This is a genomic window from Photobacterium alginatilyticum, assembly GCF_009910675.1.
Classification (GTDB): Bacteria; Pseudomonadota; Gammaproteobacteria; order Enterobacterales; family Vibrionaceae; genus Photobacterium; species Photobacterium alginatilyticum.
Genome location: NZ_RSEJ01000003.1, coordinates 122,879 through 135,371, shown reverse-complemented (window position 1 = coordinate 135,371; position 12,493 = coordinate 122,879). Strand labels below are relative to the sequence as shown.

Here is a 12,493-nt window from a genome sequence, read left to right as displayed (position 1 = left end):
AAAAATAAGTATGCGTCAGGTACGCATAAAACTACCCATATGCTGTGAAAGCCACCAAAAGGATGGCTCTAATTTTCATATTGAACGATGTGTTTTATTTGGTGTAAAAATATCCACTTTGAACCAATACAAGCCTAGGGACATCACTCCGAATTCATTTCAGCATGATAATACTAGGCGAGGTAAACCGTGTTAAATAATAACGTTAATCGTTACCATCTACCCACATCATAAATCCTTTTATAAAAATCCTATTTTTTCAATAATTTAGAATTAGTAATTGAAAATGACGTTATGAAACCAGAGCTAAGCCAAACGCATACAGATATTCTATAAAATAGAATCATTCGCATTTAAATATATAAACAGAGAGTATTATTGCTAGTCGTTAAGATATTTTCTTTTATATTCAGAGGCTCTGGCAATAATGATTAACGGAAATACGGGTATGATTAAGCCAAGTAAGAAGATTATTTTCTCCTCAGATAGAAGCAATATTATACTCACAACAATAGTGAGCAACAGTGCACTGACTATAAAGCAATGACTTTTCTTGTATTTTTGGCTAAATAAAGCGTAACTTCGGATCATAGTGAATACTTTTAATGTGTGTACCTTATTCTAACGGCTAATTTATAAAAAACTTAAATACTTTTTCTCTTTTTTATCGTGGTGATTTATTATTAACACTCTTTCATATTATTAAATTTTCAATCGATTCTTCGTTAACACTTGTATAAATAATTTGAATAAAAATACAACTCTATTGTGGACCATCACTAACCCAACAACTTTTTATATGCTAATAGGTAAATAAAGCACACTGGTAATTTTAGATGCTTCTTATACTTTCTAATAAATTAGATGCATAATAATTATTAGATAAGTTTCATAGAAGAACCATAAATAGCCTTCACTGCCGACTAAATAAACCTGAAGTATACTTTTCAGTGTTTCAACCGCAGGACAAACCTAACTCAACGCATACAAAAAAGGCCCAGTCTTTCGACTGAGCCTTCAGTGTAGTGGCGGAACGGCCGGGCTTGCGATCAAGCGGGACTCATTCGACCGTAGGGCGAACCCTAACTCAAGGCATACAAAAAAGCCCCGTCATTTCTGACGGGGCTTCAGTGTAGTGGCGGAGCGGACGGGGACTCGATGGTCCGGCATTCCGGCCCGCGAAAAAGTGCGAAGCACTTTCCGGGAGCGTTAAATGAAAAAAGCCTGACGCTTTCGCATCAGGCTTAAGTCAGTGGCGGAGCGGACGGGACTCGAACCCGCGACCCCCGGCGTGACAGGCCGGTATTCTAACCAACTGAACTACCGCTCCAATTCTGTACGAAACCCGGCTTGTGCCCAATTTCTAGAATGTGGCGGAGAGATAGGGATTTGAACCCTAGATACGCTACAAACGTATGCCGGTTTTCAAGACCGGTGCTTTCAACCACTCAGCCATCTCTCCGTAAGTGCGGTGAATGATACGCAGCCCTTGGGCCGTTGTAAAGTATCAACATAGTTAACTGCTCAACAGATAACCATTTTTGATGATTTATTTCTTATTTATCTCTGTTCAGGACAAAACATGTCTGTCACGGTTATTAATTACACACATCTTATGACGAATCAGCCCAACAACACTTAACTGTACCCCGGCCCCCCTCTTCATCACACCCAATTGATTATGCAGCGGCTATAGTTATGCTAACCTCGAACCTTCACTCAAAAATAGATAACTACAACGATGAAAATATTCAGCAACTTTGAAAGTGGCAACATCCATGTTGTCAAAGCCGACACCCCCGAAGATATCCAGCTAACCATTCCCTGTGACAACCAATCTGAGTTCTACCAATGGTTTCATTTTCGTCTGGAAACTCGAGCTCAGACTGAGCACCACATCAAGCTGCTGAACCTGGCCAAGTCCGCCTATCCGGAAGGCTGGCAGGACTACGATGTGGTCGCGTCGTATGATCGCGAGGAGTGGTTCCGCATTCCGGCCGAGTTCGACGGTGATACCCTGAGCTTCAAAGTGATTCCGGAATACGGCTCGATGTATTTTGCCTACTTTGCTCCTTACAGCTACGACCGCCACCAAGACCTGCTGCATCAGGCACAAACTCACTTTAATTGTCAGCTGACAACCCTTGGCTCGACCCTTGACGGAAACGACATGAGCTTGCTGACAATCGGCAAGCCGTCGGATGAGAAGAAAAATATCTGGATTATCGCCCGCCAGCACCCAGGCGAAACCATGGCAGAATGGTTTATCGAAGGTTTGCTACAACGCCTGCTGGATGAAACCGACACCGCTGGTCGCGCCCTGCTCGACAAGGCGGTCTTTTATATCGTTCCGAATATGAACCCGGACGGCAGTATTCGCGGACACTTACGTACCAATGCCGTCGGCGTGAATCTGAATCGCGAATGGCAGACGCCATCAATAGAAAAGAGCCCGGAAGTGTTCCTGGTTCGGGAGCAAATGCTGAAAAGCGGTGTTGATATGTTCCTGGATATTCACGGTGACGAGGCTATTCCGTACAACTTCGTTGCAGGCAGTGAAGGGATCCCGTCCTATGACGAAAGGCTGGCAAGCCTGGAGAGTAAATTCAAGCAGGCCCTGCTGACCATTACCCCTGAATTCCAGGACGAGCATGGGTATGACAAAGATAAGCCGGGCCACGCTAACCTGACTATCGGCTCCTGCTGGGTGGCCGAACAGTTTAAATGCCTGTCCTATACGGTAGAGATGCCATTTAAGGATCATATCCTTCATCCCGATAGCTTCTACGGCTGGTCGCCAGAGCGCAGCGTAGCCTTTGGTCAGGATGTATTGGCGGCAGTACTGGCTGTTACGGATGATATTTAGGCTTCAAAGTTAACAAGCCTCAAATAGCAAAAAGCGCCAAATGACAAACAGGCTGACCATTGCTGGCCAGCCTGATTGCTTCCCTGGGTATGTGAACAACTACATCAACCGCTGTTTTAGCGATTAATCATTTGCTCACGCTCCGGGCCTACCGAAATCATTTTGACCGGTACACCCATGAGTTCTTCGATACGCAGTACGTACTTCTGCGCGGCAACTGGCAGACTTTCGAATGTACGGCATCCGGTAATATCTTCGCTCCAGCCTTCCATTTGCTCGTATACTGGCGCAAGTGAAGCCGTCTGCGGCCAAATTGGGTTCTCGCTGTGCTCGCCATCATAGTCAACACAGATCTTCAGATCAGCCATGCCGCTCAAGCAATCAAGCTTAGTTAGCGCAATCTCGGTCGCTGCCTGAATTTCCACCCCGTTACGTGTTGCTACGGCATCAAAATAGCCCATATCACGCGGACGACCGGTCACTGCACCATATTCGTTGGCTGACTCACGGAATGCATCTTGCTCTTCCATCGCCGTGATCAGGGTACCGGTGCCCACAGATGAACTGAATGCCTTAGCAACCGCGATGACACGCTCTGGGCGCAGTGCCGGCAAACCGCTACCAATACCTGCGTAGGTTGAGATCACGTTGGATGATGTCGTCCACGGGTATTCGCCGTAAACCAAATCTCGGCCAGCACCCAGCTGTGCTTCAAACAACAGATTTTGCTCTTTTGCCTGCAGTTCTTTCAGAGGCAGGGTAACGTTACAGATCGCATCGCGCCAAGGCGCCGAGACTTCAAGCAACCACTCGGTCATCTCTTCTGCCGTCTGCTCAAATTCAAATGACGGATACAACGCCTTAAGCTGTGGCAGTTTCCAGTCCAGCATAAACTGGATACGTTCACGCAGTACTTCAGGCTGCTTGAGCCAACCGACCAAGATACCTTTCTTCATCACTCGGTCGCCATAAGCGGGTGCTATGCCCTGACGTGTCGAACCATAAGCCCCATCACCCAAGCGCTCTTCTTCTAGTGTGTCTTCAATAGCGTGGAGTGGAAGACAAAGTGTCGCGCGGTCTGAAATACGCATGTTGACGTTAACGCCAGCTGCTTTTACTTCAGCCAATTCTTCGGTTAATGGCGCCGGGCTGATCACCATGCCTGGGCCTAGCACCGCAATACAGTCAGGATTAAATACGCCGCTTGGAAGCTGGTGCAGCTTGAATGTACCGAAGTCATTCACCACGGTATGACCTGCATTATTGCCACCCTGGAAACGAATGCTCGCTGAAGCCTGATCGGCTAAATAGTCAACGATACGGCCTTTACCTTCATCACCCCAGTTAGCACCAACAACAACAATAGACGACATGATTTACTCTCCTCAAAAGCGATGCCACTATCCTATGCCTCGATTGAAAATAAGAAAAATTAATAATCGTTATCACCTTGATAAGAATCTCATATGGGATTATTTTGAGAGCGGCGTAGAATATTGCGAGCTAATATCACCTCGAGCTTCTCATTCCCACAACTAATCACAGGATCCCCATGTTAGATATTCACTGGCTCAACACCTTTGTGACCCTAGCCCGGTTGGAGCATTTCGGCAAAACGGCAACCGAGCTACACATGACCCAGCCTAATGTCAGCCTGCATATTAAACAGCTAGAACAAGCCACCAGAGTAAAGTTGATTGAACGCAATCCGTTTCGGTTAACACAGGCCGGCGAACGACTTTTGCAAAGTGCAGAAAATACCCTGATGGAGTTACAGGTTTGCCAGGCCGATCTCAATGCTATCAACGACTTGTGTCAGGGAACACTGACGATCGCCGCCAGTGACATCATTTCAAGATTACTGCTTATCTCACCATTCCAGTCGTTCAAACAGGAGTTTCCAGGCATTGATTTGTCGCTGCTCAACACCACCTCGTCACAGGCTGCCGAACTGGTAAAAAGCGCCAAGGCAGATCTGGGCTTCGTGATGGCACAGAAGGAAAGCCAACCGCTGCATTTTACCGAATTACAACAGGTTAAGTGGTGCGCGCTCGGTAATGGGTTGCAAAGCTGGCAGCAAGGAATCCAGACAAACAAGCAGGAAGAGCCCACACTGATCTTGCTCGGCCACGATACCCGTACCCGTGATCTCCTTGATGCCGCCCTGCCGACACTCAACCTCCCCAGTTATCGGGTGATGGAGGTTGGTAGTGTCGATGCCCAAATCGACTGGGCCGAAGCCGGATTCGGGGTGGCGATAGTGCCGGAATTCTCCCTCCATCCCAAGCTCAATCTGCAAACAACCATCACTCCACTGCCCAATTTCCCGACCACCAGTCTCGGCTATATCGTCAGGCAAAATCAGGTACTATCCCGGGCAATCAAGCAGCTACTGAACTGGGTAAACGAAGAAATTGTCCGGTCACAGCAGGTAAATACCTAGCCGCCTTTGTGTAATGGTTGCATATAAATTCTGCTACCGGGAACAATCTTGATATTACTCGCCACTTCACAGAATGTTACATATAACACATAAGCTATTGAAATATTTGATATAGCAAGACCTCACTGATACTATGCGCGACCAATTTCTTAATAACAATCTGCATATTAAGTAAAACCAAGGAGTTGTATGCTTTGTTCAAAGTGCGAGTCTGCACGTTATCTTTCCGACTCATATTGCCCACAATGCGGTGATCAGCATCAAACGAAAATGACCATCAACCAGTGTCGTGATATTGATTCTGAAATTGCCAAGATTCACGAAAAGCTGCCAAACGCCGAGGTGTTTACGGGTGTCATGACCGACACGCACCGCTATAAGCGTATCTTAAGGAATAAATCAAATAACAAAGAAGTCGGTTGTTGGTGGGTAACCCTTGATGACGGTGAAAACAAACGTCAGCTTACACTTTCATCCGAAGATGACTTCCTCGACAGCCTGAACAAAGGCGACATTATTACTGTTTTCCGCCCAACCCCGGCAACGAAAACCTACAAAGTATTAGGCAAAGACTCCAAGGAAATTGTCACCAACGATGACTGGGCACCAGCAGTCGTTCTTCACAACGACAAAGGTCAGCGTTCAAGCCTGGATCCTATCTATGATCCGACACCACGCAATATTTCCAGCAGCATTTTCAGCACCTTGTTAGGAAGTGCGATTCTAATGGGATTATTTTTCTGGTTTATCGACAGCCAGCGTATCTACATGACCATGGATAGCTTCCTTGTTATCGGCGCTGTACTCTGGGGTATTTTGGCAACCTTATCCATTCGTAAAGACAAGGCGCGCTTCGAGGAAGAAACCGAGCTCCACAGTACAATCAAGCATTACCTGAAACGTATGCTTGGCTGCCAGACCAACGAGCTACAGGCAACGCACATCAAGCGTATCTACCAGTCAAACGACTGTATCTGCCCTGACTGCGATACCCGCATTCCATCCTCATCAAGCTATTGCTTTAAGTGTGGTAGCAGCAGCAATGTGGCTCCAGAGCCAACAACAGAAGCAAACTGTGACAGCGGGGAAAGTACTGAAGTAACAGTGCAGCAAAAGTCGACAATTTCAGCGCAGGAACGCTTGATTGAAAAAGTCTCTCCAGCCCTGTACTCAGAAGCGACTGATTATACGCATAAATACGCCATTGGCTCTGCGACTGGCACACTAAACGGCCATGTGCTGTTTGGCACAGTGATCGACCGCGATCTGACATCCAACATTAACAGCTGGACTGAAGAGCAGATTGAAACAACAACCTATAAGAATGGCTACGGCCATACTACGCGTACTGAGTCACGTGTAGTGAGCAGTGTTAACCACCGTCGCTCGAACATCAACGGCTACCTTGTCATTCGTACACTTAATGGTAAGGAATATCCGTATAATCCAGGTAGTACCCAACTTGGCAGCACCGATGTTGGTGACCATGTAATGATTGGTTTTGCTGAAGCAAACTTCGGTGATCAGGACAAGACCAGCTTCCAGCAGTACTACTTTAACCTGACTAAAGATGATCTGTGGCAGAAAGAGTGTATTACCCAGCTTGACAAAACAGGGGCGACAAAAGCAGTAAACTTGCTTCTTCTGGCAGCCGCTGGTGGGCTCTACTTCTACTTCTCTGCCAACTACATGCAAGAATTACTGGTGATCCCGTATGCACTGCTCGGCGTGTTCGGTGTCTTGTGCGTGAAAGCGATTGCTGCCGGTAGTGCCAACAACAAAGCCAGAAAGGCGCTTGCTGATATTCTTCATGACAAGCTGAATATTGCACGGAATGAGCGTGAAAACTGGCTTTCGTGGCTTGGTTAACCGCCAATAAACAGCCAATTTCAAATGACTTAAATAGCTAAGCCGAGCAGTTGCTCGGCTTTGTTTATTAACATTGTCAGGCAATTTTTTAGTCTGGCTAAGAGGATACCAATCCTATTAAACGCAATTACGCTTTGGCCAGCTTGAACTTCTGCCAAGGCTGGATTTGATCCAGGAAGCGTAAGTTGGTATCAGTGACACGGCCGATAACATTGCTGCTGCCGTCATTGTCGAAATCAACCAGCGCAACATGCAACTCACCTTTGTAGCGTGGCGAGTTGGCATTATCGAGGATCACATCTCCCCGGCGGATCTGGCGCGCATTTTTCTCAGGGATCACTGCATCTTTAAACTTAAGGCGAGGCATGGTGGAGCGAATAGTGTATTCGCCGCAATCTCCACGGAAGAAGTGTAGTTCTTCAAATGCGATAGTTTCCTCATCATCGTTAAGCTCGACTTCCAGCTCGACATCCAGTGTTACCAGCCCTTTGTGTAGCTCACCCAGCTTCTTCAGCTCTTCCTCACTCGGGAAGCAGTTAGCAATAATGACATCATCAACCACACCGGTATAGAACAAGTCTTTCGCCTGTACATCAATCGGCAAGTCACGATGCTCTTCGATAGTACACAGACCGTCAGCCAACGGCCAAGGGCCTTTCGCCCCCTCAACCACCGACCCAACAAAGGCTGCAACGCGCAAACCGTGTTTCTTATAGATTTTTGAGCCCTTGATAAAGTGCTCGCGCGTTAGACCAGAGCGGCGCTTAGGATAGAAGTTGTGACAGCCAATCAGATAATCAGTATCAGGGTGGAAAGACAAAATGTTATCCAGATAACCATTCGCCACACTGACATTGAGCTCGATTTGCAACCCATATGGATTAAACGTCATCAGGGCTTCTTCATTGCCGGTAAAGCCTTCATCAAGGCGAATACCATCCACGCCCATTTCGTTAAAGAAGCTCAGGTTCTCGTAGCTAATGCCCAGATCGTCGAAAATATGTGGTGCAACATCCGCAATGACTTCAAAGCCATGCTCTTTCGCGCACAATACCATGTCTTTAAATTCGGCAATGATCTGCTCTTTATCACCGTCAACGGACAATAAGCAGGTAAAAATACGACTGAAGCCATACTTGGCTGCCGTTTCGATATATTCCTTATTGCGCTCTAAGCTTGCTAATTCCGGATAAACCGATATACCCAACTTTCTCATTGATTTAATTCCTTATTCTAACTGCTCGATATTCTATTTCATTAAATATGGTGGAATCATATAAGCAAACTTCTTGTATCTAATCGCTATATTATTCACTCAAAAGAACGATAAAAGAGGTCATAAACCATTTATTTCTTCCCCTTTTATGAATCTACTCCCAGTCATTATTTAATGGTTTCACTTTAAAAACAGTTTCCCCTGAAACAACAAAGATCACAATTACCATCAAACTTAGACATAGGTAAGCGCGTAATTTTTCGGGACACTTCGCAATTATATAAACGAAGATTCACGGAATTACATAATGACCAATTATTAGTGTGTGAGATGAGGAAAGATAGGGCAACGCACTCAGCACCCAATTCTCGTCCAAAGTACACAATGACCGCTCAAGTCGGCAGAAGTGATCGCACATAAACATCAAGTGCCACAGCCAAAAGATGAGAATAACTCTCATTGACATCCCGAGTGGTTATATGTAAGTTAAATGCATCTCTTGTTCATCTCATTGAAACATAATGAACTGTTCAATACTTCAGCCAAATGAAAATCATGTAAGATGGGGTAAGAAAAAGGAACCTGTGATGTCAAATAAGGAAATCCAGCTTTTTTGCCAAGACTTAAATATGTATCTCATGGAAAGGTTCAATTACAAAACCGGCCCAGCCACATCTAATATGTTCACTATTGATGCCAGCAGGAAACACTTTGATCTCTATTTAAGATTCAAGCCGGCTACAGATATGTGGACATCCGATACTATCGTCATTGCAAAAATAGGGTTTAAGCATACCCGTGTTGGACATGGTACCGATCTACTCAAGTTCATCGTTAAAGTATCAAATAAATATCAAACCAATAATATCGGCATCGAAGGTGCCAATGACAGTTTAGCCAATTTTGCAAAAAACATGGGCTTTGAAAACTTTCAAGACAAGCAATGGATTATTGATATAGAGCGATTAAGAACGATACTGAAATAAAACTCCCATTATATTTGATAATAAGCTGACATACTTATACCTAAGCTAGCTCAAGCTGCTCGTTTCAGCGAGAATTACTTGGCGTCTGGCCGAGCCGTGCAGGCTACTCAGCGATTTGGAAAGAGGGCGATTAAGCCCTCTCGGTTTTAACGTTAATCTTCTAGGATTTCACAATCCGGGAAGGCATCACGAAACGCCTGTGGTACAGCGACCGACTCATAACCACTGCCATAACCGGTACGGTAGTCTGGCTGGCTCGGACGGCGGAAGTCTAATCGTTTCAGCTTCTTAAGCTTAAACAGTACCTTAGGGAACTCATCGAAGTGATTATAAGATAAATCCAGCTCTTCAAGTTCGGTTAACTTGGCAAGCTTAGCTGGCAGCCCCTCAAGGTGGTTAAACCGAAGACTCAGTTTTGTCACATCGGTATACAGCTCAAAACCGAATGGCAAAGTACCAAGGTAACAGTTACTCAGATTTAGCTCGGTAATTTTAGACGAAGCCGGCAAGGTCTTCGGCAGGCGAGTTTTAGGCTCTCCCAACATATTCTGATGCTGCATATAAATATCCGGATAACGATGACTATCAGTCATCCGTTTTTCGCTGGCACCTTCTAGCTGACCATTGAATCCACAACCTTTATTCCAGTTCAGGCACTCCCCTTCGATCAATTCGCTTATGATGGCAAGGCGTTGAGGTGAGTCTTCTTTCTGGGTAAGCACCAATAGCAGACCTTCACCGTAGCGATCGAAGTAGTGCTTGGCAAAATCAAAGCAAAGTTCTGGTCCCCACTTTTTAAGCAGACCTTTAAGCTTTTTGAACATCGGCCCTTCGCCCATATCCCAGCCTTCACCGTTGTCACCACGCACCGTGTTAAACAAAGTGCGATCATTGACTGCCAGCTGGAACAATTCGCTGCCATGACCCGCAAGCAGCGCCTTTATCTGAGCACGAAGACCGTTGTCTGAAGTCATCTTGAGGATCAAGAACAGCGGCATCAGCATGGCGCTGGTAACACCACCCTGAGCCAGCATCTCAATCGCAACCCGGTGTGATGTCTCATCCGGTGAGTTCAGCATTTCCAGCACGCTGTCAATCATGCCGCTATCCACAGCACTTTCCTGTTGCAGAAACTGTGGCGCTTCTTGCTGGAAAAACTGTTGCAAGGCGGTATCGTCAACCAGTAAGTGCTGTTCAGGATCAATAGCCGCTGTACCTTTCGGATTATTACCCACCAGGATATGAGTAACCTTATCATCCAGTTTTTTACTGATGCTAAAGCCAAGCTCAGCCGATTTTGCTTTGATTTCCGCAGACTTAAAACCACTGCGGCCGCAAATGAATATACAGCTATTACTGTCCAACGGCCGTTTGGCCACCGTTGACTCGGCGACCTGTCGCAACCATGCCAGCGCCTGTTTTTTATACGGTGTATAGCGCGCTTCCATGAAGGTCAGGTAGAAACGCCCGTCCATTATCGGCAGTTCTCGGGGAAATTTCAGCGGGAGCAACTGTTGCCAATAATTACGTTTTTGATCTACCGTCAGCTCCGCATTAATTAATACCGCCAGCTGTTTTTGTAGCATCTCACTGCGACGTCCGTTGTCATACAGGCTAATCTCAACACTGCTCCCTGGTGGAAGAGCAGCCAGGGCTTCAAGGCTATAGCCTTCTTCCTCATCAGGGTTAATCGCCAGCTCCAGAGACTTGAACGCAGGCAGAGTAAGCAACCCGCTCAACTCCGGTGGATTTACCGGATTTAGATTCATTGAAACATCGTCAATGACGATCTTCTCAAGCGAGCTCATTGCAGAGAGATCACCAAGCGCCTGCAATCGACACGTCTGAATAGTGAGCTGCTCTATCTGACTCAATGTTCGAATTGCTGGATGCAGTTCAGTGCCGTCGCAATGATATAAAGCCAACGCTTTAAGGTTCGGCAGCTGTGGAAAGACCGCGGTATCCATCAAACCTTGAATAGAACCCAATGACAAGCTCTGGAGATCGGAGCAAAGGTTGAGAAAGCCCAAATCATCAATGGAAGCACCGAATAAATCAATCTGTTCAAGGGCTGGCTGCTTTACCTGTGCAAAGCCGCTCATTACCCCTTTGGCATTACTTAATGCCAACTCTTTAACCGTTAGCTCATCATGTAACAGGCAGCCGATGTTGCATGGACTGTTGTTCATGCGAAGAGACAAACGATCAACGCGCTTCAGTTGAGAAAACAAACCGTCCGGTAAGGATGGCGTCGGCTTTTTGAGCATGATTGTCAGCTCATCGGCAGAAAGCAGATTCCCGAACATCTTTTCCGGCAACGCCGCTGTCGTAATGTTCATCTCCAGCTTGCTCATATGTGGAGTATCACCCAGCACGTTATCGGGCAAGCCATCCACGCAAGGCAATGACAGTCGCAGCTCATCCAGACTGTCGGGCAAACTTAGCCGCTTCACTGTCAGCTGAGTATCTTTGTCGAAATGATAGCTTTCATCATTGAGATCAAGCTTACGCAGGGAGTTGACGGCCTTGAGATCGATATCCAGCAACTCAACCGATGGCAGAACAAGGCTCACGAATTCAAGCGCCGATGCCGATGTCGCATCAAACACCAGAGACGTACCTTGTACGGACACTTCTAAATGGCTCAGCTTAGGAAGATTGCCAAACACACTGAGATATTCCGCATCCAGCACTGAAGAGATCGTCACTGTTTCCAACTGAGACAGATTGGCTGGATCAACGCCTTCCAGTTGCACAAGGCAACCTCTTGCGATTAGTTGCTTCAGTGCAGGGAAGTGAGCAAAAAAAACAGCATCGATTAACCGACTCTGATCTGCCCTATAACTGTAGCAGTTAAGCTCAATCGAACTCAGACTGGGAAATGCCTTCGCAACATCGCTCCATTCCGGCTTTTCTTTCCTGCATTCATATTTCAGGTGGGTGACATTGGAGTGCACCTGTGCTAGCACTTCTTCAACGTCATAATCATCCAGACAAGCTTTCGTCACGAATTATTCCTTATTAATCATTATTCTGTACCGATTGACCATCCACGCATTATATGGATAATCACCTTAAAATCATACAGTTAAACGGTGCAACCACATTAGTTC

General features: G+C 46.2%; 7 protein-coding genes and 2 tRNA genes. 4 read left to right on the top strand and 5 right to left on the bottom strand.

What is annotated here, in order from left to right; genetic code table 11:
- Window positions 1–1,253: 1,253 nt before the first annotated feature.
- Together EIZ48_RS04390 and EIZ48_RS04385 are read right to left on the bottom strand one after the other, a co-directional pair.
- Window positions 1,254–1,330: transfer RNA gene (locus tag EIZ48_RS04390), tRNA-Asp, on the bottom strand.
- A 41-nt stretch (window positions 1,331–1,371) separates the two neighbouring features.
- Window positions 1,372–1,462, bottom strand: a tRNA-Ser gene (locus tag EIZ48_RS04385).
- Between the two features lie 279 nt (window positions 1,463–1,741).
- Between EIZ48_RS04385 and EIZ48_RS04380 the strand changes: the two genes are divergently transcribed.
- Window positions 1,742–2,866: a M14 family metallopeptidase gene (locus EIZ48_RS04380; RefSeq protein WP_160648875.1), complete on the top strand. Its 1,125-nt coding sequence runs from the start codon at window positions 1,742–1,744 to the stop codon at window positions 2,864–2,866.
- A 116-nt stretch (window positions 2,867–2,982) separates the two neighbouring features.
- On the opposite strand, the gene EIZ48_RS04375 is transcribed toward EIZ48_RS04380, so the two are convergent.
- On the bottom strand, window positions 2,983–4,239 hold the full coding sequence (locus EIZ48_RS04375) for an adenylosuccinate synthase (RefSeq protein WP_160648874.1): 1,257 nt from the start codon (window positions 4,237–4,239) through the stop codon (window positions 2,983–2,985).
- A 179-nt stretch (window positions 4,240–4,418) separates the two neighbouring features.
- On the opposite strand from EIZ48_RS04375, the gene EIZ48_RS04370 reads away from it, so the two are divergent.
- A complete protein-coding gene (locus tag EIZ48_RS04370) occupies window positions 4,419–5,309 on the top strand; it encodes a LysR family transcriptional regulator (RefSeq protein ID WP_160648873.1) in 891 nt (296 codons plus the stop codon).
- Between the two features lie 189 nt (window positions 5,310–5,498).
- Window positions 5,499–7,178, top strand: coding sequence for a hypothetical protein (locus EIZ48_RS04365; RefSeq protein WP_160648872.1), 1,680 nt, complete (start codon window positions 5,499–5,501; stop codon window positions 7,176–7,178).
- Between the two features lie 127 nt (window positions 7,179–7,305).
- Here the strand turns inward: EIZ48_RS04365 and EIZ48_RS04360 are convergent, their stop codons facing one another.
- Entirely contained in the window at window positions 7,306–8,394 is a 1,089-nt protein-coding gene (locus tag EIZ48_RS04360) for a DUF871 domain-containing protein (protein ID WP_160648871.1), read from the bottom strand.
- A gap of 587 nt (window positions 8,395–8,981) precedes the next feature.
- Here EIZ48_RS04360 and EIZ48_RS04355 point away from each other — a divergent pair.
- Window positions 8,982–9,380 carry a hypothetical protein gene (locus tag EIZ48_RS04355; RefSeq protein ID WP_160648870.1) on the top strand — a complete coding sequence of 133 codons (399 nt, stop codon included), beginning with the start codon at window positions 8,982–8,984 and terminating at the stop codon, window positions 9,378–9,380.
- Window positions 9,381–9,532: 152 nt separating this feature from the next.
- On the opposite strand, the gene EIZ48_RS29900 is transcribed toward EIZ48_RS04355, so the two are convergent.
- Window positions 9,533–12,388 (bottom strand): BRCT domain-containing protein, encoded by a 2,856-nt coding sequence (locus EIZ48_RS29900; protein WP_160648869.1) that lies wholly within the window; start codon window positions 12,386–12,388, stop codon window positions 9,533–9,535.
- Window positions 12,389–12,493: the final 105 nt, after the last annotated feature.

Coding starts and splice junctions, on each gene's coding strand:
- EIZ48_RS04380 (WP_160648875.1), top strand. CDS start 1,742: ATGAAAATATTCAGCAACTTTGAAAGTGGCAACATCCATGTTGTCAAA.
- EIZ48_RS04375 (WP_160648874.1), bottom strand. CDS start 4,239: ATGTCGTCTATTGTTGTTGTTGGTGCTAACTGGGGTGATGAAGGTAAA.
- EIZ48_RS04370 (WP_160648873.1), top strand. CDS start 4,419: ATGTTAGATATTCACTGGCTCAACACCTTTGTGACCCTAGCCCGGTTG.
- EIZ48_RS04365 (WP_160648872.1), top strand. CDS start 5,499: ATGCTTTGTTCAAAGTGCGAGTCTGCACGTTATCTTTCCGACTCATAT.
- EIZ48_RS04360 (WP_160648871.1), bottom strand. CDS start 8,394: ATGAGAAAGTTGGGTATATCGGTTTATCCGGAATTAGCAAGCTTAGAG.
- EIZ48_RS04355 (WP_160648870.1), top strand. CDS start 8,982: ATGTCAAATAAGGAAATCCAGCTTTTTTGCCAAGACTTAAATATGTAT.